Here is a 24964-nt window from a genome sequence, read left to right as displayed (position 1 = left end):
TCGGGCGCGCGAATGCGCGGATGCCGGCCAGGATAGCACCGGCCCCGAAAGCCCTCTCGCTACGTGCCGCGCCGCGACGTCACAAACTCACCCGCGTCACCGGATGCGCTTCGAGCCAAGCATTCTCCGCATCGTCATAGAGCCGGGAACGTGTGAGAAAACGCAGCCCGGTCGGCCGTTCGAGCGAAAACATGCCGCCATTGCCCGGCACCGCATCGATGATCAACTGCGTGTGCTGCCAATACTCGAACTGCGACGCGGTCATATAAAACGGCACGCCGCCAATCTCGCCGAGTTGCACATCGGCGTTACCGACCAGAAATTCTCCAGCGGGAAAACACATCGGCGCGCTGCCGTCGCAGCAGCCGCCCGATTGATGAAACAGCAGGGAGCCGTGCTCGCGCGCGAGTTGCTCGATCAGCGCGAGCGCGGCGGGCGTGGCGGTGACGCGTTCGACCATGTCGCGGTCTCCTCGAAAAAACGCTCGCCGAACGCCCCACACGGCGCCCGGCGAGCCAGTACCACTCCCGCAATCGGATCAGAAAAAGCTCAGTGGAAAATCAGAAGAACCCCAGCGGCTGATCGCTATAGCTGACGAGCAGGTTCTTCGTCTGCTGATAGTGGTCGAGCATCATCTTGTGGTTCTCACGGCCGATGCCGGACTGCTTGTAGCCGCCGAACGCCGCGTGCGCCGGATAGGCGTGATAGCAGTTGGTCCACACGCGGCCAGCCTGAATCTCGCGGCCGAAGCGATAGGCGCGCGTACCGTCACGCGTCCAGACGCCCGCGCCGAGGCCGTAAAGCGTGTCGTTGGCGATCTCCAGCGCTTCCTCTTCGGTCTTGAACGTCGTCACCGAGACGACCGGCCCGAAAATTTCTTCCTGGAAGATGCGCATCTTGTTGTGGCCGCGGAACACGGTCGGCTTCACGTAGTAGCCGTCGCCGAGTTCGCCGGCCAGCGCGTTGCGTTCGCCGCCGATCAGGCACTGCGCGCCTTCCTGCTTGCCCAGATCGATATACGAGAGGATCTTTTCGAGCTGTTCCTGCGAGGCCTGCGCGCCGATCATCGTCTTCGTATCGAGCGGATGGCCTTGCTGGATCGCCGCCACGCGCTTGATCGCGCGCTCCATGAAGCGGTCGTAGATCTTTTCGTCGATCAGCACGCGCGACGGGCACGTGCACACCTCGCCCTGATTGAGCGCGAACATCGCGAAGCCTTCGAGCGCCTTGTCGAAATAGCTGTCGTCGTGATCGAGCACGTCGGCGAAGAAAATGTTCGGGCTCTTGCCGCCCAGTTCGAGCGTCACCGGAATGATGTTCTGGCTCGCGTACTGCATGATCAGGCGGCCCGTCGTGGTCTCGCCCGTGAACGCGATCTTGGCGATGCGCTTGTTCGAGGCGAGCGGCTTGCCCGCTTCGAGGCCGAAGCCGTTCACGATGTTGAGCACGCCCGGCGGCAGCAGGTCCTGAATGATCTCGGCGAACACGAGCATCGAGGCGGGCGTCTGCTCGGCCGGCTTGAGCACGACGCAGTTGCCGGCCGCGAGCGCGGGCGCGAGCTTCCAGGCGGCCATCAGGATCGGGAAATTCCACGGAATGATCTGGCCGACCACGCCGAGCGGCTCGTGGAAGTGATAGGCGACCGTGTCGTGATCGATTTCGGAGATGCCGCCTTCCTGCGCACGCAGGCAGCTCGCGAAATAGCGGAAGTGATCGGCGGACAGCGGAATGTCGGCGGCAAGCGTTTCGCGCAGCGGCTTGCCGTTGTCGATGGTTTCGGCGACGGCGAGCCTGTGCAGGTTCTGCTCGATGCGGTCGGCGATGCGGTTCAGGATATTGGCGCGCTCGGTCGGTGCGGTCTTGCCCCAGGCAGTCCTGGCCTTGTGCGCGGCGTCGAGCGCGAGCTCGATGTCGGCTTCGCGCGAGCGCGGAATCGACGTGAACGGATGGCCGGTGATCGGCGAAATGTCGTCGAAATACTCGCCGCCCAGCGGCGCAACCCACTCGCCGCCGATGAAGTTGCCGTATTGCTTCTTGTACGGGAACTCGGTCGTCAGGAACTGCATGTCCGCGTGATTCATCTGCGTGCTCCTCGCTGTGCTCTATGTCGATATGGATGGGCGCGTCAGGCTTTGTGCCGCGCAACCGGTGCACGTTGATGCCAGAAGCGTGCCAATCGCGATTCGAGGGCGATTCAGGCGTCGGGCGAGCGCGCGTGCAGGGCCGCCGCGGCGCGCTCGCGCATACGCGCGGCTGCGGGGACGGACGGCCCCTGAGAACGACGATGAGGACGACAGCAAGGAAGGCGAGGGCGGCGGCGCGGCCGCATTGCGCCGCAACGGCGCAGCGTGGCGCGGGCGCGTTGCTCAAAAACGGAACAGCGCGAGGGAAGCGGCGAGAAAAACAGTGAGGAAAACGCGCCGGAAAGCTCGCGGAATTGCGGCGCGCGAGGCCCGCATGCTGTAGGCTTTGCAGCCGTAACAGCAAGGAGAGTCTGCAATGTCTGAATCTGAATCGTTCGTTTGCCGCAATCAGTCGTGCGGCACGCCGTGGGAGCAAAGCGAAGTGGTCATCAAGAACGAGGGCCAGGGCCCGTTGTTCCGTTGCCCGCTGTGCGGCGCCCGCAACTATCTGGAACAGTTCGAGGACGACGACGGCAACGTCGTCTACGAACAGGTGGATGGCAAGCCGTTCCTTTGAGCGTTTGAGCGGACGCGCGCCTCAGAGAATTTCCGAGGCCAGCGAAATGCCGAAAATGATGCCGCCGACGAGACCGAGCGCGCGGCCCACGAGCAGCAGGTTCAGGTCTTCGTCGAGCAGGCTCGGATCGCGCCGCTCGCGCAGCAGCGTGCGATGCAGGATCGGACGCGGGAACAGCAGCAGGGCGGAGATCAGGGCCGGCACCGAAAGCCGGACGAACGCGCTGTAGTGGCGGTCCGACGGAAAATCGAGCCAGACCATCAATACGACGAGCAAGGCGGTGAGAACGCCGCCGATGACCGCGCCGGCGACGAGTTTGTCGGTAGGATGCCCGTGCATGGCAGTAACCTCAGGAGTGTTTTTCGATAGCTCCATGATCTGATGCAGGTCAGAAAAACCCTATCGGAGCAGTCTTAAAACACGCGCGGCACGATGCGGCACCCAATAGCATCGCGCGTGCCCAGCCATGCGGTTTGGCTGGATTTTCGCCCTATCCATTCGGGTAGGCTGGCGTCGCGCTCCGGTCGTCCTACAGTTACGTCATACGATAAGAAACACTGTCGGATACCCGGGGTTCGCCATGACATTCGTTGAACAGGAAATCGCGCACATCGCGCGCGTGATGCCGGCGTCGCTTTCGAGCGACTTCGAAGAGCCGATCATGGACGTCGCCTATTGGCGCAAACGGCTGCACGCCTTGCTCAAGCAGAATCACCTGACACACGTCCAGCTCGCCACCGTCGACACGCTGCTGCGTCAGCTCGACGGTTTCGAGTCGCTCGGCCGCTGGCTGCCGCAGCCGCCGCGCGCGGTGCGCTTTTCGATGAAAGTGAAGGATCGCAGCGCCGACGTATTCGTTTGAGCGTGCGGGACGCGAGCGCGTAGCGGGCCACGGCCGCACGCGCGTTGGGCGTCACGGAAACCAGCGCAGAAATGCAAAAAGCCCGGTCAGAAGACCGGGCTTTTCACATGAATTCGCTGGTGGGGCGTGAGTGACTCGAACACTCGACCTACGGATTAAGAGTCTCGTTCCCCAATAACAGGTAAATTTAAAAGCGCTGTCTAATCAATGGCTTGCGGCGATAGCCTTCCACTAGCCGACCGCGCTTTTAGGCCTTTTTCGGTCGGTTCTTGCCTTCTTTGGTCAAGTTTTGGTCAAGCTGTGCCGCCCCAATCAGCCGTTATAGGAACACTACACGATGATGGAATTCGAGACTCTCGAAGAGTTTTCCGTTGCTTCTGAAATCAGCGACGCTACCGTCAAGGTCCGGTTGCGTCGGCAGCTCAACCATAAGCCGACGCGGTTTAGCCCCGCGCCGTACTGCCTCGACTTGGCGGTCGGCAGCGTCGTCTATCAGCATTACGGCATTGATGAACAACGTGCGCGCGAGGCTGCGATGCGGTTCTTGCTCAAACACGTCAACGGGGTTGCTCCGCCGCTTCATTAAACGCCGCTTGGTTGCGAATCAAAGCCACCGCGCAAGCAGTGGCTTCTCCAACGAGCATTTCCATTTCCTATCCTAAAACTTCGCTCTTCCTCGGAACCAAGGGCAAGTGTCCGGTAGCTTCGACACCGTCAGCCGGGTGCGACGGCATCAGGTGATAGCTCCAACGGGAGAATCGGCCATCGCGGCTTAAAGCCTTGCTTGTGCAGGAAGCACGCACACAACGGGAGCATTATTGCTACTCAGAGTCTGTAGAACCGAAGTCATCACTCAGAACACAATCGTGGAACCAATAAACCGTTCCGACGATGTCTGCCCCACGCCCCTCCCTCAGAGCCGTCTTAGCAGAAAACCTTCGCCAATATCGAAAGTTGCACGGCTACTCCCAGGAGGAGCTTGCGAACCGATGTGAGCTACATCGGACCTACATTGGGTCCGTTGAGAGGGAAGAGCGCAATGTGACATTGCATACCCTCGAAGTCCTCGCAAAGGCTCTCGGAGTTAGCGTCCCGGAACTGCTAACTTCAAGGGCGGGAAATGAAGGAAAAAAGCGACGCTGAGTACAAGCAGGCCATTGTTGAATCCGGTAAGACCATCTTTGACCCCATCGAAATAGGGGACCCGGACTATTGGATACCCACGCTACACCTTGAAACTCTCTTGAATGATGGCATGCGCGGCAAGTCCTTGGCGGGGCTCGCATTGCGCACCCGCTCCAAGGTTGTGAAGGCAATGGTCTGCGACGCCCTCGGCTACCCAGTGCCGCAATCATTCACGAAGTGTCAACCACGGTTCTTCGGTCAACAGTTGGATACCTATGCCCAGAAGGCACTGAACCTACAGATTTGGAATGAGGAGCTGTCACCCACCAGGCGGTACGCCATCATCCAAGTCTTGGAGGACGACAGTATAGGCAGAGTGCGGGTCGTCAACGGCCAGCAACTCGCCATATTGGACAGGACTGGCACCATCACGACCAAATACCAGGCCCGTCTGGAACTACGCGCTGAGAGCCGAGAACTCGTGACGCTGGAAGACACGCCGTTAATGTGGCCACACATTAATCCCGGCCTCGTTTTCTCCACAGATACCAGCCCAGTCCAAGAGCCACTGTCGGGTGAATTGCGGCCCATTCGCGAGGTTTTCGAGCGCCTCTCACCGCTCGTCGGCCAGACATTCGCCGATCCTGGCATGGACCAAGAGCGTAACCGTGGCGCGGCACTGCATTACTTGGTGTGTCAGGCTTTGGGCTATGCACGGTACGGGGACACAGGCCAATTTCCGGACATCAAACACCAACTGCTGGAAATCAAGCTACAAACGAGCCCAACCATCGACTTGGGACTGGTCGAGCCGACCAGTCAGGCTCCTCTGGACATCCAGAAGCTGGGACGCGACCATCCCCGCCACTGCGACACGCGTTATGCCATCTTCTATGCCATCACTGATGGTAAAACGGTGACGCTGACGCACCTCTTCGTGACCACGGGCGAAATGTTCTTCACCCGTTTCCGACAGTTTGGCGGGAAGGTCATCAACGGCAAGTTGCAGATTCCGCTACCGCGCGACTTTTTCGCCTAACCCAAAGACGCTCCACACCAACTCATCCAGGTCGGCGGCTAAGGCATCGGCCTCACTCGAAGGGGTGGCGGTGTGGATTTTTTTGGCAATAGCGATGATGGTTTGCGTTTCTACTCGCGAGGGGTCCGGTAAGGGAAATTGCTCGACGTACTGGGTGATAAAGCGGCGACGACCGGCATACAGCTTGTTGTTGAACTTGTGGTCGTAGAACGATTCGATGAAAGTCGAGTTGGCAATGGCCAGTGCCAACCAGAGCAAGTCTTCCTCTCCCTCGTGTTCACAGCAAAGCCAATAACACTCGCCGTTTACCACGCCGCCATCGGTATCAATCCAGAATACGGGCTTGTCTGAGATGTCGGGGAATACTAGCTTGGGTGCTGGCCACGCAGAGGGGTCTTGGGGCACCCACAGCTCGAACCAATTACGGCCCGCCTCGATTACGTAGGTGCGCGCCTCCAGAACTTCTCGGTGCTGCTCTAGGTAGCGCTTTGCTTTGGGATAGAGGCCCAAGTCTACGGCGCTGCGGCGCCCATTCACGACCTCATGGGGATACAGAATTTCCTTAGTATCCTTGGCCTTGCTTGGTACGGCAGCACGGAACCGACGGGCACAATGGCGGGTCAGCAAGGGCCGTAGCAGTTCGGGGCGTCCGCCGGGAATGTCGGCCCAGTCGCTGCGAATGAAAACCTTATCCGCCGTTGATTTCACACCAACCCGGATTTTGCCAATCCTACGGAATGCTTCCCACGTATTGGCCTCGACAGTGGCCAACCAGGTGTCCGTGGCGGAGGTGGCTGCTCGCCAGAGACCTTCTGGGTCCCCGCCGTTGTCCAGGGTACCGTGGCGCACCCGGAAACGCCTGCCATCGACAATCTCAACAACCGTGTCGTCTGTGGAGTCCAATGCGGCGAGCGCGTCCTGCGCTTGAGCTTGGCTGGGGTCCTTGGTCTCGTAGATGGTTGAGAATTCGATACCCACGGCATGTGGGTGCTTAGTGTCAGCGATTCCCTTGGCCACTAGAACGGCCGGGAGTACAGCTGCATCAAAGAGCTTTGTGTCTCCCAGGTCCCAGGCATGAATGATTTGAAATTGGGAGAGCAACGCGCGACGCACAGCCTGCCCGGATTTCGTTGTCATGAAGCGGTTTGACGTAATGACACCGGTTACGCCCCCGTCCGCGAGGACGCGAGAGATACCCAGGAGGAAGGGGTAATAAAGGTCCACACGGCCCGTCAACCCAAAGCTCTGTGCAAGCGCCTGGGCCTGCTCGGCCCCAAGGATTTGGGTACGGACGTATGGCGGATTGGCGATGACCAGATGGAAAGGTTCTTGCTGGCCGTCGGCAAATAGGTCGTCATCGTTCTGAAGTGCTAGGACATGCTCCAAGAAGTCCTTCTGCTCGATATGCACAGTCAGACCGGGGAAGTCTTCCGCAAGCCGCGCTGTGGCTATTTCGATAGCTGCAGGGTCAGTGTCATACCCCCAGACTTCGACACGCTTACGGACAGCATCAGGCAGGCACCTGATGAGGGCATCGAGAAGAGCACCATCGCCAACTGCTGGGTCTAGTACTCGGATGGTGCCTCGCTTGGGTAGCTCGGCGACTTGCAGCATGTTCCGAGCAACAAAAGTTGCGAAACCAAAGGGGGTGTAAGTCGCTCCAGAGAATTTCTGGGCGTCGACATTGCTGTATCGGGGACCGATGTCCAAGGCGATTGTTTCGGGTGCGCTACTCATAGTCATCATTGTGCGGGCAAAGCCGGATGCGAACAATTATATTGTCGAGTCGGCGGCGTGTGCCCATCCGCCGAAACGTCATGCAATTTTTGCGGCCGGACAGGGTCAAAAGCCGTCGCCCATCCAACCGTAATCAGCCAAAGACCACGGGTTATTATGCACGTGAATGTCGGTGCCCCAGGGGCTACCGCCTACGTCCACGCCACCAAAATCGTCGCCGTTCATCGGCAGGCCGGTTGCAGGGTTAATCAGGGTGTGTGACATGATTGCTCTCCTTATATTGAGCAGTGGGTAAATACCCCGCCGTGGTCAGCGGGGCGGGAAGACATCAGTCGTCGCTCGGGAGCATGAAAGTCACGACCGGCTCTGCGTTATCCCCGGGGCCGATAGACATCACGAGCGTTATCGGCGTGCGACGTGTCCCGTTGCCCCCGCGTGCCACGCGGTAGTGTTTGAATGGCATGCGGTTGCCGGCTTTGTGATGGCGGGCGAGGTTGAAAGCGACCCACAGCAGGTCATGCAGGCGTCCTCGTTCGTCCTGATGTGTTTGTCGAGCGCTGTCTTCGGCTGACCAGGCGACCACTTCCGCCCAGGCCGCCGCTGTGAGCGCCACTGGGACTTTGAAGCCCGATCCGCTGGCTTGTGCGGTGACATCAATCAACGAGCCATCGGCGATGGCCTGCGCACGCGTGTACGACGAGATGACCTCACCGAAGAGGTCTTGCAGACCGTCTCGTTTTTCCACAATGCTTTCTCCAAAGCTGACCGGGTTCCAAGATTCCGAGCCCCCTCACGTTCCCGGATGCGGCGTGGGGGTGGTGCTGCCGTTTTGCTACCGTCCTTCCTGAGTTCGTCGCCCTGGCGGGCCGAGACACCAGGCGAGAAGGCTGCATGGCAAGGGCGCGCCCGGAAGCCGCAGCCCCGCAGGGGACCGGGTGAGGACGTGCGTGAAGCGCCGAAGGCCCTTGCCATGCAGACCGCCTGGGGTACGGTCGCCAGTTGGGTGGCGGCGAAATTAGGAAGGACGGTGCAAGCACCAACCTCACGACGCAGACGCTGTCGCGGCCACAGGCCGCGACCTATGCGCGCTTGCCGCGCGTGGCCTGCAAGCCAAAGGCGCGCAGTCGGAGCGCAAAAGCGCGCTGACGGAGGGGAGCCGCAACAGCCCGAAGGGATGGTGTGGGGCAAGGGCGTCCAGCCCGCGCCCGCACAGCCGCGGTCGCGCCCACGCGAGCCGGATGTGCGCTTGGGGGGAGCCGTCGCTCGCTCGTGGCCCCAGACACGAGAAGGAGGCCCACCGACTGCCAGAGCGATGGGGGGCAGCATGCCCCGCGCCCCGAGCAGCGCGCGGGCAAGCTGGTCAGTCAAGCATCGCGCAGACCAAGGCGGAGCCGATGCCTGGTACGCGTCCAGCGGGCCAGAGGGAGCAGCTTGCCCGCGCGCAGCGTGGGGCGCCTGCTTTTGAGACACGAGCTGCGTCCAGCAGGGAGAATGCCCGGCAAAACGTCCAGTTTTGCGAGGAGGGCATGGTGGCTCGCCGCGATAGCGGCTACGCCTTCGGTGTTCGTCCTCCGCCGTATTGGAGGTCGAACACGGGTATATGTCGTCGTTCGCGCTATACGAAGCATCAACCCACTATTTGGAGATACTTCGTGACAGCGCGCGACGGACGCATCATCGCAGTGGAGAACGAAGTACGCGTTCTCCGGGCGCTTCATCGCTTCGGATGGCTGCGGACTCGCGACCTGGCCGCGCTGCTGTGGCAGCAATGGCAGAAGAGTCCGCCCGCCGAGTCAGACCTGAAGCGACCGACGCCCTCGGCGTCTGGCTGGCGTATGGCTCAGCGAACGCTGCGCCGATTGGTCGATGCTCGACAGGTACTGCGCGGACAGGCGCCGAATGGCAGTGTGATTTATGCATTGTCAGAAGCTGGCTCGCGCCGATTGCAACAGTTCGGGGTGCCTGCGTTGTCGGGCAAAGATTTGATTCGGGCGTTCAGTTCGGCGCAGTTTCAGCATCGCAGCGTTGCCAACGAAGTCGCTATCTCTGGCATCCTCGTCGGGTATCGCGTTTCGACCGAGCGCGAAATTGCCCAAGATAAGTGGCTGGGCGGTGTGGATGGCGTAGATGGAAAGAAGCCGGACGTGGTCTTGCAAGCCAATGGCAGAGTCTGGTGGTATGAGGTCGAGAGGTCGCGCAAGAACGCGAAGGATTATGCGCGGCTGTTGAAATGGCTACAGTCGGTCAGGCGCGACGCGCTTCCCGGACGCGAGTCCGTAATGCTCGGCAAGGGGCTGCGCTGGGCGCGGATTGTTTTCATTTGCACGCCTGCATTCCGGTCGAAGCTACTTCGCGACCTGGAGGCCGCAGGCTGGCAGAAAGACACCGTCGAAACGCTCATCACGTTTGAGACAACCCTATACTCATTCGCAGACATGCTCTTTGTCTGAATACCAGTCGCCTCACAATCGAGGTGCCTGATACAGGTACGGGCGCAGATTGGGCTGGTTCTGCGCGCCACCGACCATCTCCTGGTGATTCAATCCAGGCGTGCGATACGCGTCACCAGCCGTCGCGCGGATGTTGGTCTTGTAGTCGGAGGAGCATATTCCGCGAGGCAAGGCACTCATGCAGAACGTTGCTGCCCAGTCGATAGCGCATCGGCTGGGCAGTAGCCTTTTGCGTCGCTAGGCCCGATGGCTGCAATCGCCATAGGCGAGCTGCGCCCGCCGTTGGGTTGCTCGGGGTGTAACTGGCGTCGCGACGGTTTGAAGCCGGTCACCGCTCCTTGGTTGCCAACGCCCGCGCGAAGCGGGCGAAGGAAATCGCGTTCATTGTCGATGGCTTATGTGTTGTTCCACGACGGAAAGGCGGGCAACCAGGGAGCGGTGCTGATGGCGTGGAGTCGTGCCCATTCCTCTTCCTGGTAAGCCAGTCCTTTCAACGTGCTCCACTCTCGTCATCGCGCGCGCCATGTCAGATACAGAGGTACACACACCTATAGGTGTGTGTACCTCTGTATCTTGGGTTACGTCGGGCATGCGTCTGGAATCTGTACCCAGACGTACCTTCGTGTACCCTCGACCTTTCCTGGGTTAACTATCACTTGGACCGATGCAGTACACCTACAACATTGTGGAGGTAGCCGCTCTTTGGGCAGGCGTGGATTTCAGCGTTGTCAGGGGGCGTATGGACTCCGCCGACACTGCTGAAATTGATAGGGAATACAACCAAAAAAAATTCGACGCCGAGTGCGATGATGTCGATGATGAGATTGAATGGAAGCGGGAACGGCAGGTCTGTGCGCAGTGCGAGCTAGAGCCACGGTGCCCAGAGGAGGTAGTGGAGTATTTCGCACATGAAGATTTGGCGATATTGCAGTGCCCTCAGGGATTCGGGCGTAAGCCAGCAGATAAAATGCCTGCTTCTCGTATCGTGAAAAGACGGGAGTGGAAGCAACGATTGCTACCTCGTCCCGGAGAGTTCGGCGACCTGCCGGGCTTCGAGCAACGCCTCGAGTGGCTGCAAGCCGCCCTGAACATGGGTGACTTGGACGGCACGCCAGAGGTCGTTCGCGCGCGAGATTTGCGGGTATGGTTAGAACAGAATTTTCCAGGGCAACTGCCGGAATTCTTGTTTCCGAGCGCAAATTTGAATCTTCAAGCCCACGGCACTCCAGAGGATACAGAACATCAGGCAGCCAGGGGGGCAGGCGAGCGGTTTCCTCTGAGAGTCGTCATAAATAAATTGAAGAGTAAAAGGCCAGACTTGTTGGCGCCGATTATTGAGACACTCGTCAATGAAACTGGAAGTTATGCGCCAAGCATTATTTTTAATAGATTGCGTGAAATGGCAATGGAAGAGATGCCGCCGCTAATCATTGCGGACAAAGAGTATGTGTATTGGAAAAACGTGAAAGGTGAAAGGAAAGAGCTTTCGTACGATTCACTGAGTAGGCGATTGAGAGACCTCAGAAAAATGAGCGAGGACCAGTAGTAGACGACGCTCGCCGATGAATGACGACGTTTACCGATGCTTACCGACGCAGCTATCGGAGAAGTCGCCGTCCTCTGAAATCCTTGTCAACAGCCGAAGCAATCAGGCCTACCACGGCGACCTGCTTTGAGCGTTGATGCGGATTTTCGGCGCGTATCGACGTCCAAAGCACCGCCGTGACGGGCTGGAATCTGGATGTTGATATGAATACCAAAGCCCCTCCCGCGACAACCAACGCCAAAGGTGAAAAGGTGCCGTTGCGCATCTCGTTTGCCGACGCGCTACCAGATGCCTTTACGCCGCCCGACGAACTGGTGCAGGGATTGCTGACCGTTGGTGGTGGCAGCGTGCTTTACGGCGATTCGAACAGCGGCAAGACATTCTTTGCCGTTGACATGGCTGCTGCGGTAGCCCGTGGCGTTGATTGGATGGCACGGCGTACGGAGCAAGGTCTGGTCGTGTACCTGGCTGCCGAATCGCCCGATTCGGTACGTAGTCGTCTTCAGGCCTACCAGAAGCATCACGACGTGCGCATGTCTAACTTCGTAGTCGTCGAAAGCCCGGTAAACCTGTTTAAAGACGATAGCGACACCAACGCCATCGTCGAGACGGTGAAGTTGATAGAGAAGTCGCGCGGGCTGAAAGTGCGTCTGATTGTGGGTGACACGCTCGCTCGGCTAAGCGCCGGTGCAAACGAGAACGCTGGCCAAGACATGGGCCTTGTCATAGAACGCTTCGACCGCATTCGAAATGAATGCGCTGCGCACTTCATGCTCATTCATCACTCGGGGAAAAACGTCGCAGCGGGAGCGCGCGGCTGGTCGGGGATTCGCGCGGCGGTCGATACGGAAATCGAGGTCGTAGACCATCCGGGAGGCCGTTACGCTGAAGTGACCAAGAGCCGTGATTTGGGCTCGAAGGGTGCGCGCATCGGCTTCAAGGTCAACGTGGTGGAAATGGGCAGGACGAAATGGGGGGCTACGGCGACAACTTGCGTCGTCACACCCGCCTCTGCACCGGAGAAGGCGAAGAGCAAACGGGGCAGTGAGGTCGAAGGGGGCATCGTCGAATACCTGTCGGGCAAGGATGGCGTCACGAAGGCACAAGTGGTCACGCACTTTGACGGGCGCTATGCGAAGGGGCCGGTTTATCGGGCCATCAAGAAACTGTGTGAAGGGTCAATCCTTCGGGATACGGGCGGCCTGATAACGGTCGCCGACCGTGCCAAGGGTAGTGGCCTGTGATGGACGAAATCGCACTGACGTTGCGGCAGGCCGCCGAGCGCCTGCAGTTGTCCTACAGCACGGTCTACGAAAAGCGCCACGAAATCGGATTTCGTCTGCCGGGCTCGCGCGTATGGCGCGTCTGGCCGTCACGCCTTGCCGAACTTACCGAAAACAGGAAAAATAATGCCCGGCTATCGCTGCGGGTCGATGGAGATTCAGAGTGTCAATCCGCAAAGATAAAAAATCCGGTGTCTACTTCGTTGACTTCCGCGCGCCGAGCGGCGAAAGAGTTAGAGGCTCTGCTCGCACGCCCGACCGTAAAGAAGCCCAGGAGTACCACGACCGGCTGAAAGCCCAATACTGGCGTCAATCTATGCTCGGGGAGCAGCCCGAGCATACGTTTGAAGAAGGGGCAGTGAAGTTCCTTCGGGCGCACGAAGGCGAAAAGGACTATGCGACGAAAGTCCGACATATCCAGTATTGGAACGAGAAGTTCGCTGGTCGTGCGCTTCGTTCTTTAACCGCTGACGAAATCGAAAACGCTCTGCCAACGGAGTCGGCCCATCTGCACAAGCGCGGGGCGGTTTCTGGCGCGACGAAGAATCGCTACCTCGCCACTATCAAGACCATGCTGAATGAATGCGCGGATTTGAAGTGGATAGACCACGTACCCAAGCTGACGAAATACCATGAGCCAAAGCGCCGTGTGCGGTGGGAGTCGCCCGAAATCATCGTCGGCTTTCTTCAGGGCCTTAGGCTGGAGTGGATGCGTGACGCAGCTATCGTGGCTGTTGCGACGGGGATGCGCGAGGCTGAGCTGTTTAGTCTTACCGTCGCTCAGGTGAGCCTAACTCAGAGTAGCGCCCACGTTATCGACACGAAATCGGGCCGCCCTCGCGCGGTACCCCTGAACGATGATGCTCTTGACGTTCTGGGGCGGCGCACGAAAGGCAAGTCAGCCAATGAGCTGGTGTTCACGCGTGGCGAAGGGCTGACGGCCCGTATTCACCAGAACGACAAGCGCGATTTCAACCGCGCTTGTCGCCTGGCGGGCATCAACGACTTTCGCTGGCACGACTTGCGGCACACCTGGGCGAGCTGGCACGTACAGCGTGGCACGCCGCTGCTGGTATTGAAGGAGCTGGGAGGGTGGGAGACCATCGAGATGGTGCAGAAATACGCCCACCTTGCGCCGAGCCACGTGGCGGCCCACGCGAACACGGTCAAGTTTTGGTCAAGCTCGGACCGGAAAGAAAAAACGCCGCTTGAAGAAGCGGCGTAGTTCCTTGATTTACAACAGAATTTTGGTGGGGCGTGAGTGACTCGAACACTCGACCTACGGATTAAGAGTCCGCTGCTCTACCAACTGAGCTAACGCCCCCAACAGAAGAAAGATTATGCCCTGCCTTTTGAGTCTTGGCAAGTCCTTTTCGCAAATTTCCTAAAAAACTTGCTGGCGGCCTGGAGCGGCACGTTGGCGCCTCGCTGAAGCTCCATCGCCGTATCCCGTATTAACGGGACGCGGTACGTCCCGGTATCATGTCGCCACGCTGGCGAGCCCGCTTTCGGTCCGCTTTGGACAGCAAGCCGGCCGTACCGCGCGCCGCCCGCCGGGTCCGTCGAAACGAAGGAATCCGCTGCGCGGCACGCACTCCATAAAAGGCATAAAAGAGACGATGGACGACAAGGCAATCGACGCGCTGCTCGAGCGCGTGCTGGCGCCGTGGGTGAAGGCGCTCGGGTTGAAGCCGCTCGAAGTGACGGAGGACAGCGCCACGCTGCGGCTGCCGTTCTCCGGCGAGTTGCGCCACGCGGGCGGCGTGATCTGCGGCCAGGTGTTCATGGCGGCCGCCGACACGGCGATGATCGTCGCGATCGCGGCGGCGCTCGGCGAATTCAAGCCGATGACCACGGTCGCGCTCAACACCAATTTCATGCGCGCGGTGCGCAAGGGCGACGTGAAGGTCACGGCGCGCGTGCTGCGCATGGGCCGCAATCTGGTGTTCGGCGAAATAGAACTCTACGACGAAGACGGTCGGATGGCCGTTCACGCGACCTCGACTTACGCGCTGCTCGACTAAGCTGTCGGATTCAGGACGAATCGAAGACAAGAGGGCGCATGTTCGATCAGGTTGTCTTTGCCGGCGGCGGCAACCGCTGCTGGTGGCAGGCGGGTTTCTGGGACGTCGTCCAGCCGAAGCTGGATCTGCGTCCGCGCGTCATCACGGGCATTTCGGCGGGCGCGGCCACCGCGTGCATGATCTACACGCGCGATTCGCAGTGGGTCATGCGCTATTACGAGGAAGCGCTCAAGCACAACAAGCGCAACGCGTACTGGGGCAACCTGCTGCGCAGCGAATCGGTGTTTCCGCACTACCGCATCTATCGTCAGGCGCTGCTCGACATCTACGGGCCGCGCTTCGAGAAACTGCAGGACGCGCCCGAGATCCGCATCGGCGTTTCGCATCTGCCGCGCTGGCTCGGCGCGCGCAGCGCGGTCGCGGCGGGGCTCATCGCGTACAACATCGAAAAGCACATCCGCAAGACGCTGCATCCCACGCTCGGGCGCAAGCTCGGTTTCCATCCTGAATTCGTGACGGCGCAGGCCTGCGCGAGCGTCGACGATCTCGCCGATCTCGTGCTGCAGTCGTCGTGCACGCCGCCGTTCACGCCGGTGCTGCGCCGCAACGGGCGCGCCGTGCTCGACGGCGGCATGGTCGACAACGTGCCGGTCGGCGCGCTCGACGACACGCCCGGGCGCGTGCTCGTGATGGTCACGCGGCTGTATCCGCGTCCGCAGATGTTCGTGGTGAAGCACCGCACGGGCGGCGAAGGCGGGCAAGCGGGCGAACAGCTGCGCCTCTATGTGCAGCCGACCGCCAAGGTACCGATTTCAAGCTGGGACTACACGAGCCCGCAGCAGATGCAGCACGCGTACAACCTCGGCGCCGAAGACGGCGAGCGCTTTCTCGTTCGTCTGCCGGAGATGTTCGAAGCGGCCGCGCACGCCTGAGCCGGGTCACGCGGACGCATCGACACAGCGCATCGACACAGCGCATCGACGCAAAAAAGGCGGCCATCTGGCCGCCTTTTTCTTTATCGCGTGCGCGAATTCCCCGCGCGAAGCTGGCCGCCTTACTTGCGGCGTCCGCCTTGCAGCGCTTCCGGGTTCGCGACGTGCGAAAGATCGCCCGCATCGAACGAGAGGATGTTGCGGAAGGCCGCGCCGAAATACAGCTCGTAGCTTTCGCGTTCCACATAGCCGATGTGCGGCGTGCAGATCACGTTTTCCATGCGCAGCAGGCTGTAGCCCTGCAGGATCGGCTCGCTCTCGAACACGTCGATCGCGACCATGCCCGGACGGTTGTGCGCGAGCGCGCCGAGCAGCGCGTTCTCTTCGAGCAGTTCCGCGCGGCTCGTGTTGACGAGCAGCGAGGTCGGCTTCATGCGCAACAGGTCTTCCTGCTTGACGATGCCGCGCGTGTCGTCGTGCAGACGCAGATGCAGCGAGAGGATATCGCTTTCCTCGAACAGCGCTTCGCGGCTGGCGGCGGCTTCGTAGCCGTCGGCGCGCGCGGCTTCGAGCGAATGCTCGCGGCCCCAGATGATCACGCGCATGCCGAAGGCCTTGCCGTAACCGGCCACCAGACGGCCGATCTTGCCGTAACCCCAGATGCCGAGCGTCTGGCCGCGCAGCACCTGGCCGAGACCGAAGTTCGGCGGCATCGCCGAGGTCTTCAGGCCCGATTGCTGCCACGCGCCCTGCTTGAGGTTGGCGACGTACTGCGGAATGCGCCGCTGCGCCGCCATGATGAGCGCCCAGGTGAGTTCGGCGGGCGCAACGGGCGAACCGGTGCCTTCGAGCACGGCGATGCCGCGCTCGGTACAGGCGTCGATGTCGATATGCGGACCGGCCTTGCCCGTCTGGCTGATCATGCGCAGATGCGGGAGCTTGTCGAGCAGTTGCGAGGAGATGCGCGTGCGTTCGCGGATCAACACGAGCGCTTCGACTTCCGAGAGGCGGCTCGCGAGCTGACCGAGCCCGCGTACGGTGTTGTTGAAGACCTTGACCTCGTGATCGGCAAGCAGCGTGAAGCAGTCGAGCTTGCGGACGGCGTCCTGGTAGTCGTCAAGGATGGCAATTTTCATGGCGGCAGAAGTGATAGGCAGCGCACCGTACGTGGCGCGACTCGATGTTCATCTGGTGGTTATCCCACTATGCAGCGTTTGACAGGCTGGTATGAATACGGGGTCGCCTCACGTTGCACCGGTCGCAGCGAAGAAATAGCGCTCGCGGGTATCGCAATTGCTGATTCTTTCGATGGCGCTCAATGCGGCTGCACGAGGTTTGAACGAGAATTTTTCCCCTTTTATCAGCTTGTCGGGTCGCCGCGCAAGCCGCTTTACAGACGGTTGCGAACCCCTGCTGATTGGACCTTGACGACCTGCACAACTGCGCGGACCGCAGCCCCGGTTTCGCCGTTGAAACGCTTAAAAAAGTGCCTCTCGCACGCAGCGTCGAAAAGGGCCTGAAACGATTTTTTATCAGCCCCTATGGAGACTTTTCGATGAATCATCCCGACTTCCCGGCCCAGGCGGCCACGCAGGCGCCGTCCTGGGTTCGCCACCGGGCACTGGTGGAATGGGTCAAGAAGATCGCAGCGCATACGCAGCCCGAACGCATCGTCTGGTGCGACGGCTCGCAGGAAGAATACGACCGCCTGTGCCAGCAGATGGTCGACGCGGGCACGATGCGCCGCCTGAATCCGCAGAAGCGCCCCAACTCGTTTCTCGCCTGCTCCGATCCCTCGGACGTCGCGCGCGTCGAGGATCGCACCTTCATCTGCTCGCAGAACAAGGAAGACGCGGGTCCGACCAACAACTGGATCGCGCCCGCCGAAATGCGCACGACGCTCGACGGCCTGTTCGCCGGTTCGATGCGCGGCCGCACGATGTACGTCGTGCCGTTCTCGATGGGCCCGCTCGGCTCGCCGATCGCGCATATCGGCGTCGAACTCTCCGATAGCCCTTACGTGGCCGTGAACATGCGCATCATGACGCGCATGGGCCGCGCGGTGTACGACGTGCTCGGCGAAGACGGCCCGTTCGTGCCCTGCGTGCACACCGTGGGCGCGCCGCTGGCGGCGGGCGAGCAGGACGTGGCGTGGCCGTGCAACAAGACCAAGTACATCGTCCATTTCCCGGAAACGCGCGAGATCTGGAGCTATGGCTCGGGCTACGGCGGCAATGCGCTGCTCGGCAAGAAGTGCTTTGCGCTGCGCATCGCCTCGACGATGGGCCGCGACGAAGGCTGGCTCGCCGAGCACATGCTGATTCTCGGCGTGAAGTCGCCGGAAGGCCGCAAGTATCACGTCGCGGCGGCGTTCCCGTCGGCGTGCGGCAAGACCAACTTCGCGATGCTGATTCCGCCGGCCGCCATGAACGGCTGGGAAATCACCACGATCGGCGACGATATCGCCTGGATCAAGCCGGGCGCGGACGGCCGCCTCTACGCCATCAACCCGGAAGCGGGCTACTTCGGCGTGGCGCCGGGCACGAGCGAAAAGACCAACTTCAACGCCATGGCGACGCTCAAGGAGAACGTGATCTTCACGAACGTCGCGCTCACCGACGACGGCGACGTCTGGTGGGAAGGCATGACGGACACACCGCCCGCGCATCTGATCGACTGGCAGGGCCAGGACTGGACGCCGGCAATCGCGAAGGAAACGGGCCGCAAGGCCGCGCATCCGAACGCACGCTTCACGGCGCCCGCCTCGCAATGCCCGTCGATCGACGCCGAATGGGAGAACCCGAAGGGCGTCGCCATCGACGCGTTCGTGTTCGGCGGCCGCCGCTCGACCACGGTGCCGCTCGTGACCGAGGCGCGCGACTGGACCGAAGGCGTCTACATGGCCGCGACCATGGGCTCGGAAACCACGGCGGCCGCGGCAGGGCAGCAGGGCGTGGTGCGCCGCGACCCGTTCGCCATGCTGCCGTTCTGCGGCTACAACATGGCCGACTACTTCGGCCACTGGCTCGACGTGGGCGGCCGCCTCGAAAAGCTCGGCGCCACGCTGCCGCGCATCTTCTGCGTGAACTGGTTCCGCAAGGGCGACGACGGCAAGTTCGTGTGGCCGGGCTTCGGCGAGAACATGCGCGTGCTCGAATGGATGGTGCGCCGCATCGAAGGCAAGGGCGAGGGCGAAGCGCACGCGTTCGGCGTCTCGCCGCGTTATGGCGATCTCGACTGGCGCGGCCTGAACTTCACGCCCGAGCAGTTCGCCCAGGTGATTTCGGTCGATGCCGATGCCTGGCGTGCGGAACTGGCGCTGCATTCGGAGCTGTTCGAAACGCTCGCGCAAGGGCTTCCGCCTTCGCTGCGCGACGCGCGCACGGCACTGGAAGGACGCCTTTGAGCGTGGTTTTTTGCTCAATGTGAGTGCTCACTATCATCGTGAGCGCTCGAAATAAACAAAAAGATCGTCTTCGGACGATCTTTTTTATTTGGGGTCGCAAGTATTCACAAAAAACTGACGAGCAATAAACTGCTTTTAAAGGCGGTTTCTGTTCGCGATGTTTCGATCATTTCGCTGCGATGCGGAAAATTGTTTCTAACGGGGAAACAATAATGCTTGTGATAATGCGTAATCAGTGACAGTAGCGAAAATCTCGAAGAAATTCAGGGCTTCTTAGGCAACTTCTGCACGATTTCTCGTGTCGTAGGAGAATTCGTGGTTTCCTCCGTCGGATTCCGACGGACAGTAACAGGCAGGAGTTGTCTCATGGATCATTTGCAGTCGATGCGAGTTTTCGTCAAGGTGGCTGACCTCGGCAGTTTTGCCCGGGCCGCTTCGGCGATGGATATCTCGAATGCGGTTGCGACGCGTCACGTGGCCGACCTCGAAGGTCGCCTTGGCACGCGTCTGCTCAACCGCACGACCCGCAGCCTTTCCCTCACCGAGTCCGGTCAGGTCTATCTCGAACGCGCGCGCCAGATTCTCGACGAGCTCGAAGACGTCGAGCAGATGGTGGTGGCGCGTAACCACGAGCCCGTCGGCACGCTGCGCATCGTCGCGCCGGTGGTGTTCGGGCTGCACAATCTCGCGCCCGTGCTGCAGACCTATACGCAGCGCTATCCGCAGGTCATCCCCGACGTCACGCTGGTCGACCGCCAGGTCGATCTGGTCGAAGAAGGCTTCGACCTGGGCGTCGTGACCGCGCGCCAGATGCGCAGCGCGAGCATCGTCACGCGCCGCCTCACGACGGGCTGCATGACCGTGTGCGCGACGCCCGCGTATCTGGAAAAGCACGGCACGCCTACGCGCCCCGAGCACCTGATGGAGCATCCGTCGCTGTCGCTGCCCTCGGAATACTGGGGCGACGAGCGCGTGTTCACGGGGCCGGATGGCGAAGTGCGCGTGCGCCCGAGCAACGTGATCGTGGCGAACAATACCGAAATGCTGCGCCAGTTCGCGCTGCTGGGCATGGGCCTCGCGATTCTGCCGAGCTACCTGATCGGCCGCGACATGACGCGCGGACGCCTCGTGCGCCTGCTCGGCGACTACCGTCTGCCGCAGGTCGAGATCAACGTCGCGTACCCGAGCCGACGCCATTTGCCCGCCAAGGTGCGCACGTTCATCGACCATCTGGTGGAGCACTTCAGCCAGACGCCGAACAGCCAGCTCGGCGAGCAGTGGGTCAAGGATGGCCTCGCGCGCCCGGCCAATGCGCGCAACGGCGCGCCCGAGGCGTTCGACGGCGCGGAGCCGATTTCGGATCTGCTCGACGCTTCGCGTGGCGCGGAAGGCGAGCACAACGGCGCCGACGAGCGTGCGCCGAAGGCGGGCCGCGCTTCAGCCGGTCGCACGCGTTCTTCGGCGATTTCGCCGATTTGATGCGCGTTATGCGTTGATCGTCGGTTAATTTCGGCGATCTATTGGGTGATAAAAAAGGCGCAGCTTCGTGAGAAGCTGCGCCTTTTTGTTTGGCGATGCGATGAACGATGCCGCGCGTCGCAAGCCTGAATGGCGCGCGACGCGGGCGATCCGCGCTTAAGAACCCGTCTTGCGCGCGGCAGTCTTCTTCGCCGCGGTCTTGCGTGCGGGCGCAGCCTTCGCGGCCGCCGTCTTGCGGGCCGGCTTGGCGGTTTCTTCCGCGCCTTCGGCGGCATCGTTGGCAGCGTCGGCGCTCGCGGCGGACTTCTTCGCCGCGGTCTTGGCCGCCGTCTTCGCGCTCGGTTCCTTCTTTTCGAACTCGAAGCCGATCTTGCCGTCCGGCTGCTTCACGAGGAAAGCCTTGAAGTTACGTCCCGTGCGCGACGACTTGAAGTTCGTCAGCAGGTCGGTGCGGCCTTCGGTCAGCAGCTTGGCCATCTGCTCGCGCGCGATTTCCTGCTGGAGAATCACCTTGCCCGAGCGGAAGTCGCAGGTCTTCGGATTCGCCACCGAGTTTTCGCAGACGTAGCTCATGCCGTGCTCGAACACGCGGCCCTTGCACTTCGGACACGCGCCGACCGCCTCTTGCTGCGAGAAGTCGGGCGCTTCGCCGTCTTCCGTGCCCTGATCCTGGCCGAAGTCGAATTCGAGCTTGAAGTTCTTGATCTCGTCGTCGAACGACAGCTTGAGGATGGCCGAGAACGGACGGCCCATCTTGCTGCGGAAGCCCGACAGCGGACCGATCGTCTTGTTCTGCAGCAGTTCCTCGACTTCGGGAATCTCGAACTGACGGCCGCCCGGAATCTTCGAAATCGAGAACTCGCACTTCGTACACGCGAAGCGGCGGTAGTTTTCCTTCACCTGACCGCCGCAATTCGGACACGGCGTTTCCAGAGTGGCGTAGTCGCCCGGAATGGTGTCCGAGTCGTATTCCTTCGCACGCTTGACGATGGTCTGCGTCATGCGGGCGATTTCCTGCATGAACGCGTCGCGCGGAAGCTTGCCGCGCTCCATCTGCGAAAGCTTGTATTCCCACTCGCCCGTGAGTTCCGGCGCGGTCAGTTCCTCCACGCCGAGGCCGCGCAGCAGCGTCATCAGCTGGAATGCCTTGGCCGTGGGAATCAGCTCGCGGCCTTCGCGCACGAGATACTTTTCGCCGAGCAGACCTTCGATGATCGCCGCGCGCGTGGCCGGCGTGCCGAGCCCCTTGGCGGCCATCGCCTCGCGCAGTTCTTCGTCGTCGACGAGCTTGCCCGCGCCTTCCATCGCCGAGAGCAGCGTCGCTTCGTTGTAGCGTGCGGGCGGCTTCGTCACGAGCTGGTGCGCGGCGATCTTGTCGGTCTTGACCTTCTCGTCCTTCTTCACCGGCACGAGGTTGGCGTCTTCGCCGCTCGTGTCGCGGCCATAGATCTGCAGCCAGCCCGGCTCGACCATCACCTTGCCTTCGGTCTTGAAGTGATGGCCCGCGACTTCGGTGATACGCGTCGTGACGCGGTATTCCGCCGCCGGGAAGAACACGGCGAGGAAGCGCTTCACGACGAGGTCGTACAGCTTCTGCTCCGGCTCCGACAGATTCTTCGGCGCCTGCAGCGTCGGGATGATTGCAAAGTGGTCGCTGATCTTCGAGTTGTCGAAGATGCGCTTGTTCGGCTTCACCCAACCCTTGTCGAGCGCCTGCTTGGCGAACGGCAGGTAGTTGTTGCTCTCCTTGAGCATCTCCATCGTCTCTTTCACGGTGCTGAGGTAGTCCTCGGGCAGCGCGCGCGAGTCGGTACGCGGATAGGTGAGCACCTTGTGCTTTTCGTACAGCGCCTGGGCGAGGCCGAGCGTGTTCTTGGCCGAAAAGCCGAAGCGGCCGTTGGCTTCGCGCTGCAGGCTCGTCAGGTCGAAGAGGGCGGGCGAGAGCTGTGTGGACGGCTTCGACTCTTCCGTGACCGTGCCTTCGCGGCCATGGCAGGCGGCGACGATGGTTTCGGCGGCCGGCACGCTCCAGAGACGCGAATCGCGCTTTTCGGGATCGTGCTCGTCCTTCTTGAATTTCGGGTCGTACCAGCGGCCTTCGTAGAAGCCGCCCGCGCAGACGAATTCGGCGCGCACTTCCCAATAATCGCGCGGCACGAAACGGCGGATTTTTTCTTCACGTTCGACGACGATCGAGAGCGTTGGCGTCTGAACGCGACCGACCGTGGTCAGGAAGAAGCCGCCGCCCTTGCTGTTGAAGGCCGTCATGGCGCGCGTGCCGTTGATGCCGACGAGCCAGTCGGCTTCCGAGCGGCAGCGTGCGGCGTCGGCCAGCGGCAGCATGTCGTCGTCGCTGCGCAGGTTCGCGAAGCCGTCGCGGATCGCCTGCTGCGTCATCGACTGGAGCCAGAGGCGCTGCACGGGCTGCTTCGCCTTCGCGTGCTGCGCGATCAGGCGGAAGATCAGTTCGCCCTCGCGCCCCGCGTCGCAGGCGTTGATCAGCTTCGTGACGTCCTTGCGCTTGAGCAGCTTCGTGAGCACCTTGAGCCGCGATTCGCTCTTGGCGATCGGGTTCAGGTCGAAGTGGGGCGGGATGACGGGCAGGTTCGCGAAGCTCCATTTGCCTCGCTTGACCTCGTACTCCTCGGGCGCGGCGATCTCCAGCAGGTGGCCGACCGCCGACGAGAGCACGTAGTCGTCGCTCTCGTAGTACTCGTCATGCTTGGTAAATCCGCCCAGAGCGCGCGCGATGTCGTTCGCGACGGATGGCTTCTCGGCGATGATCAGAGCTTTGGACATGACTGATTGTGTGTGGGTGTATCCGGTGGGCGCCCCGTCTATGCCAGGTGACTCGCGGTGGCGGGGCCGTCGCGCCCTGGGGGCGCCTCGTTAACGACCGCTTTATAGCACATGGCGCGGCGGTGGCGATTTTCGTGTCATCGGTTGTTGCCGACCGCGCGCCGCTGGCTGCGGCTTTTTCGGGCGCCAATCATAAGGGCGCGGCGCGGCGGCGGGCAAGCGGGCCGTAAGGCGGCGATGTGGCGCAGACGGCGAACCTGAGCGGGCGCAAAGTCAATCGTGAGACCGGCGGCACGGCGCGCTCACAGCGCGTTGCTAACGGGGCGCGATGCGTTTGCGTGCGCGCTGACCGTCACGTGCCGATCAAGCTTGCGTCACGCTTCGAGCAGCGCGGGGCGCAGCTTCGGCGCGTCGGCGACACCCGGCAGCGCGGTGAGGTCGGCGAGCATGCGCTCGACCACGGCGCCATGCGGCAGCACCGTGCCGAAGAAGCGCGTGGCGTGGCTGTCTTCGATCAGGATGGTCGGGAAATTTTCCACGTCGAGGTCGTCGAAGCGGTCGGCGTGGGTTTCGATATCGATGTACGCGAAGCAGATATCGGGATGCGCGTCGGCGATGCGGTCGAAGGTCGCCCGATAGTCGCGACAGGTGCCGCACCACTCGGCGCACAGACACGCGACGAACAGCGTGTCGCGGTCGGCGACGCGCTCGGCGATCTGGTCGGCGTCGGTGTCGAGGTCAAGCGCGGGCATGGTCGTTCCTTGCGTTCTCTTCTATATAGAGGCAATGCGTGGGGCGGTGCATTTGGCGCGAATGTAACACGGCGCGCCGCTAGCAGTGAGACGCCCTCGCGAACCAGCCGCCGGGCAGCGCGCTCACGTGGCCGGCCAGTTCGAGCCGCAGCAGCGTGGCCTGGAGCAGCGCTTCGGCCATGTCGGTGCGTTGCGCGAGGATTTCAAGGGTGGCGGGCGCGTGGCCGAGGGCGGCGAGCAAGGTGCGGGCGTCGGCGTCGAGACGATCGGGCGCTGGCGGACGTGCTGGTGGTTCAGCGTGCGGTGTTGGATCCAGCGGCAAGGCGATCTGGTTCGCGGCGCGCGTCGGCGGAAGGCGCGTTGCTTCGCTGCCGCGCTTTTCCCGCTTTTTGGCGGGCGCTCGCGAGGTTTTCGCTGCTGCTGCCGCCGCCATCGGTGCGAGAAAACCCAGCGCCTCAAGCACCTCCTCCGGCGTTTCCACCAACTGCGCCCCCTGCTTGATCAGCCGATGACAACCGCGCGTGAGCGGCGCGTGAATCGAGCCGGGCAGCGCGAACACGTCGCGGCCCATTTCGTTCGCGAGCCGCGCGGTGATGAGCGAGCCCGAGCGCATGGCCGCCTCGATCACCACCACGCCTTCGACGAGCGCCGCGATCACGCCGTTGCGCTGCGGGAAATTGGCCGAGCGCGCGGGCGTGCCGAGCGGCCATTCGGAGACGATCGCGCCGCGCGCGGCGATCTGCGCGGCGAGCGCGTGATGCACGGTGGGATAGACGAGATCGGCGCCCGTGCCGATCACCGCGACGGTGCCGCCGCGCTCGTCGAGCGCG

General features: G+C 61.7%; 24 protein-coding genes and 1 tRNA gene. 13 read left to right on the top strand and 12 right to left on the bottom strand.

The window, feature by feature from the left end; genetic code table 11:
• Positions 1-79: 79 nt before the first annotated feature.
• Entirely contained in the window at positions 80-460 is a 381-nt protein-coding gene (locus LDO54_RS23485) for a DUF779 domain-containing protein (protein ID WP_224013071.1), read from the bottom strand.
• A gap of 100 nt (positions 461-560) precedes the next feature.
• Entirely contained in the window at positions 561-2081 is a 1521-nt protein-coding gene (adh, locus tag LDO54_RS23480) for an aldehyde dehydrogenase (RefSeq protein ID WP_224013070.1), read from the bottom strand.
• A 418-nt stretch (positions 2082-2499) separates the two neighbouring features.
• Between adh and LDO54_RS23475 the strand changes: the two genes are divergently transcribed.
• Positions 2500-2700: a hypothetical protein gene (locus LDO54_RS23475; RefSeq protein WP_224013069.1), complete on the top strand. Its 201-nt coding sequence runs from the start codon at positions 2500-2502 to the stop codon at positions 2698-2700.
• A gap of 21 nt (positions 2701-2721) precedes the next feature.
• Here LDO54_RS23475 and LDO54_RS23470 read toward each other — a convergent pair whose 3' ends face one another.
• Entirely contained in the window at positions 2722-3039 is a 318-nt protein-coding gene (locus LDO54_RS23470; protein ID WP_224013068.1) for a hypothetical protein, read from the bottom strand.
• 241 nt (positions 3040-3280) lie between these two features.
• Here LDO54_RS23470 and LDO54_RS23465 point away from each other — a divergent pair, with 241 nt between their 5' ends.
• From LDO54_RS23465 to LDO54_RS23450, 4 genes are all read left to right on the top strand, one after another.
• The gene (locus LDO54_RS23465) at positions 3281-3562 is read left to right on the top strand and encodes a hypothetical protein (RefSeq protein ID WP_224013067.1); all 282 of its coding nucleotides are present in this window, start codon (positions 3281-3283) and stop codon (positions 3560-3562) included.
• Between the two features lie 337 nt (positions 3563-3899).
• Positions 3900-4148 (top strand): hypothetical protein, encoded by a 249-nt coding sequence (locus LDO54_RS23460; RefSeq protein ID WP_224013066.1) that lies wholly within the window; start codon positions 3900-3902, stop codon positions 4146-4148.
• A 305-nt stretch (positions 4149-4453) separates the two neighbouring features.
• Complete coding sequence (locus LDO54_RS23455) at positions 4454-4705, top strand: helix-turn-helix domain-containing protein (protein WP_224013065.1); 252 nt, start codon at positions 4454-4456, stop codon at positions 4703-4705.
• On the top strand, positions 4683-5726 hold the full coding sequence (locus tag LDO54_RS23450; RefSeq protein WP_224013064.1) for a restriction endonuclease: 1044 nt from the start codon (positions 4683-4685) through the stop codon (positions 5724-5726). Before LDO54_RS23455 ends, LDO54_RS23450 begins: the two co-directional genes overlap by 23 nt.
• Here LDO54_RS23450 and LDO54_RS23445 read toward each other — a convergent pair.
• From LDO54_RS23445 to LDO54_RS23435, 3 genes are all read right to left on the bottom strand, one after another.
• Positions 5703-7436, bottom strand: coding sequence for an Eco57I restriction-modification methylase domain-containing protein (locus LDO54_RS23445; RefSeq protein WP_224013063.1), 1734 nt, complete (start codon positions 7434-7436; stop codon positions 5703-5705). The two genes, LDO54_RS23450 and LDO54_RS23445, sit on opposite strands and share 24 nt — an antisense overlap.
• Positions 7437-7568: 132 nt before the next feature.
• Positions 7569-7727: a hypothetical protein gene (locus LDO54_RS23440; protein WP_224013062.1), complete on the bottom strand. Its 159-nt coding sequence runs from the start codon at positions 7725-7727 to the stop codon at positions 7569-7571.
• 64 nt (positions 7728-7791) lie between these two features.
• Positions 7792-8208, bottom strand: a complete 417-nt coding sequence (locus LDO54_RS23435; protein ID WP_224013061.1) for a DUF6573 family protein — start codon at positions 8206-8208, stop codon at positions 7792-7794.
• Positions 8209-9115: 907 nt separating this feature from the next.
• On the opposite strand from LDO54_RS23435, the gene LDO54_RS23430 reads away from it, so the two are divergent.
• Positions 9116-9913 carry a hypothetical protein gene (locus LDO54_RS23430; RefSeq protein WP_224013060.1) on the top strand — a complete coding sequence of 266 codons (798 nt, stop codon included), beginning with the start codon at positions 9116-9118 and terminating at the stop codon, positions 9911-9913.
• A gap of 12 nt (positions 9914-9925) precedes the next feature.
• On the opposite strand, the gene LDO54_RS23425 is transcribed toward LDO54_RS23430, so the two are convergent.
• Complete coding sequence (locus LDO54_RS23425; protein WP_224013059.1) at positions 9926-10093, bottom strand: hypothetical protein; 168 nt, start codon at positions 10091-10093, stop codon at positions 9926-9928.
• 484 nt (positions 10094-10577) lie between these two features.
• On the opposite strand from LDO54_RS23425, the gene LDO54_RS23420 reads away from it, so the two are divergent.
• From LDO54_RS23420 to LDO54_RS23410, 3 genes are all read left to right on the top strand, one after another.
• The gene (locus LDO54_RS23420; protein WP_224013058.1) at positions 10578-11459 is read left to right on the top strand and encodes a hypothetical protein; all 882 of its coding nucleotides are present in this window, start codon (positions 10578-10580) and stop codon (positions 11457-11459) included.
• A gap of 203 nt (positions 11460-11662) precedes the next feature.
• A complete protein-coding gene (locus LDO54_RS23415; RefSeq protein WP_224013057.1) occupies positions 11663-12703 on the top strand; it encodes a helicase RepA family protein in 1041 nt (346 codons plus the stop codon).
• Positions 12704-12905: 202 nt separating this feature from the next.
• Positions 12906-13967: a tyrosine-type recombinase/integrase gene (locus LDO54_RS23410; RefSeq protein ID WP_224013056.1), complete on the top strand. Its 1062-nt coding sequence runs from the start codon at positions 12906-12908 to the stop codon at positions 13965-13967.
• Between the two features lie 23 nt (positions 13968-13990).
• Here LDO54_RS23410 and LDO54_RS23405 read toward each other — a convergent pair.
• Positions 13991-14066 (bottom strand) — tRNA-Lys (locus LDO54_RS23405).
• Positions 14067-14361: 295 nt separating this feature from the next.
• Between LDO54_RS23405 and LDO54_RS23400 the strand changes: the two genes are divergently transcribed.
• Together LDO54_RS23400 and LDO54_RS23395 are read left to right on the top strand one after the other, a co-directional pair.
• Positions 14362-14766, top strand: a complete 405-nt coding sequence (locus tag LDO54_RS23400) for a PaaI family thioesterase (RefSeq protein WP_224013055.1) — start codon at positions 14362-14364, stop codon at positions 14764-14766.
• 38 nt (positions 14767-14804) lie between these two features.
• Complete coding sequence (locus LDO54_RS23395; protein WP_224013054.1) at positions 14805-15698, top strand: patatin-like phospholipase family protein; 894 nt, start codon at positions 14805-14807, stop codon at positions 15696-15698.
• A gap of 122 nt (positions 15699-15820) precedes the next feature.
• Here the strand turns inward: LDO54_RS23395 and LDO54_RS23390 are convergent, their stop codons facing one another.
• Positions 15821-16834 (bottom strand): D-2-hydroxyacid dehydrogenase family protein, encoded by a 1014-nt coding sequence (locus LDO54_RS23390; RefSeq protein ID WP_224013053.1) that lies wholly within the window; start codon positions 16832-16834, stop codon positions 15821-15823.
• Positions 16835-17253: 419 nt separating this feature from the next.
• Here LDO54_RS23390 and LDO54_RS23385 point away from each other — a divergent pair, with 419 nt between their 5' ends.
• On the top strand, positions 17254-19104 hold the full coding sequence (locus LDO54_RS23385; RefSeq protein WP_224013052.1) for a phosphoenolpyruvate carboxykinase (GTP): 1851 nt from the start codon (positions 17254-17256) through the stop codon (positions 19102-19104).
• A 366-nt stretch (positions 19105-19470) separates the two neighbouring features.
• The gene (locus LDO54_RS23380) at positions 19471-20583 is read left to right on the top strand and encodes a LysR family transcriptional regulator (protein WP_224013051.1); all 1113 of its coding nucleotides are present in this window, start codon (positions 19471-19473) and stop codon (positions 20581-20583) included.
• Positions 20584-20739: 156 nt separating this feature from the next.
• Here the strand turns inward: LDO54_RS23380 and LDO54_RS23375 are convergent, their stop codons facing one another.
• The 3 genes from LDO54_RS23375 to LDO54_RS23365 form a co-directional block, all read right to left on the bottom strand.
• Positions 20740-23382 carry a DNA topoisomerase III gene (locus LDO54_RS23375; protein ID WP_224013050.1) on the bottom strand — a complete coding sequence of 881 codons (2643 nt, stop codon included), beginning with the start codon at positions 23380-23382 and terminating at the stop codon, positions 20740-20742.
• Between the two features lie 374 nt (positions 23383-23756).
• Positions 23757-24134 (bottom strand): thioredoxin family protein, encoded by a 378-nt coding sequence (locus tag LDO54_RS23370; protein WP_224013049.1) that lies wholly within the window; start codon positions 24132-24134, stop codon positions 23757-23759.
• Positions 24135-24213: 79 nt separating this feature from the next.
• A partial coding sequence (locus LDO54_RS23365) for a DNA-processing protein DprA (RefSeq protein ID WP_224013048.1) occupies positions 24214-24964 on the bottom strand: 751 nt, incomplete at its 5' end.

Origin of the sequence: Paraburkholderia tropica, assembly GCF_914484835.1 — a bacterium.
GTDB lineage: Bacteria > Pseudomonadota > Gammaproteobacteria > Burkholderiales > Burkholderiaceae > Paraburkholderia > Paraburkholderia tropica_A.
This window is presented reverse-complemented; position numbering and strand designations above follow the sequence as displayed.

Excerpts from the sequence above, each read along its gene's own strand:
- LDO54_RS23470 (WP_224013068.1), bottom strand. The coding sequence starts at position 3,039 with ATGCACGGGCATCCTACCGACAAACTCGTCGCCGGCGCGGTCATCGGC.
- LDO54_RS23400 (WP_224013055.1), top strand. The coding sequence starts at position 14,362 with ATGGACGACAAGGCAATCGACGCGCTGCTCGAGCGCGTGCTGGCGCCG.
- LDO54_RS23370 (WP_224013049.1), bottom strand. The coding sequence starts at position 24,134 with ATGCCCGCGCTTGACCTCGACACCGACGCCGACCAGATCGCCGAGCGC.
- LDO54_RS23455 (WP_224013065.1), top strand. The coding sequence starts at position 4,454 with ATGTCTGCCCCACGCCCCTCCCTCAGAGCCGTCTTAGCAGAAAACCTT.
- LDO54_RS23415 (WP_224013057.1), top strand. The coding sequence starts at position 11,663 with ATGAATACCAAAGCCCCTCCCGCGACAACCAACGCCAAAGGTGAAAAG.
- LDO54_RS23460 (WP_224013066.1), top strand. The coding sequence starts at position 3,900 with ATGATGGAATTCGAGACTCTCGAAGAGTTTTCCGTTGCTTCTGAAATC.
- LDO54_RS23475 (WP_224013069.1), top strand. The coding sequence starts at position 2,500 with ATGTCTGAATCTGAATCGTTCGTTTGCCGCAATCAGTCGTGCGGCACG.
- LDO54_RS23440 (WP_224013062.1), bottom strand. The coding sequence starts at position 7,727 with ATGTCACACACCCTGATTAACCCTGCAACCGGCCTGCCGATGAACGGC.
- LDO54_RS23450 (WP_224013064.1), top strand. The coding sequence starts at position 4,683 with ATGAAGGAAAAAAGCGACGCTGAGTACAAGCAGGCCATTGTTGAATCC.
- LDO54_RS23380 (WP_224013051.1), top strand. The coding sequence starts at position 19,471 with ATGGATCATTTGCAGTCGATGCGAGTTTTCGTCAAGGTGGCTGACCTC.
- LDO54_RS23390 (WP_224013053.1), bottom strand. The coding sequence starts at position 16,834 with ATGAAAATTGCCATCCTTGACGACTACCAGGACGCCGTCCGCAAGCTC.
- LDO54_RS23385 (WP_224013052.1), top strand. The coding sequence starts at position 17,254 with ATGAATCATCCCGACTTCCCGGCCCAGGCGGCCACGCAGGCGCCGTCC.
- LDO54_RS23375 (WP_224013050.1), bottom strand. The coding sequence starts at position 23,382 with ATGTCCAAAGCTCTGATCATCGCCGAGAAGCCATCCGTCGCGAACGAC.
- LDO54_RS23420 (WP_224013058.1), top strand. The coding sequence starts at position 10,578 with ATGCAGTACACCTACAACATTGTGGAGGTAGCCGCTCTTTGGGCAGGC.
- LDO54_RS23485 (WP_224013071.1), bottom strand. The coding sequence starts at position 460 with ATGGTCGAACGCGTCACCGCCACGCCCGCCGCGCTCGCGCTGATCGAG.
- LDO54_RS23425 (WP_224013059.1), bottom strand. The coding sequence starts at position 10,093 with ATGAGTGCCTTGCCTCGCGGAATATGCTCCTCCGACTACAAGACCAAC.
- adh (WP_224013070.1), bottom strand. The coding sequence starts at position 2,081 with ATGAATCACGCGGACATGCAGTTCCTGACGACCGAGTTCCCGTACAAG.
- LDO54_RS23395 (WP_224013054.1), top strand. The coding sequence starts at position 14,805 with ATGTTCGATCAGGTTGTCTTTGCCGGCGGCGGCAACCGCTGCTGGTGG.
- LDO54_RS23465 (WP_224013067.1), top strand. The coding sequence starts at position 3,281 with ATGACATTCGTTGAACAGGAAATCGCGCACATCGCGCGCGTGATGCCG.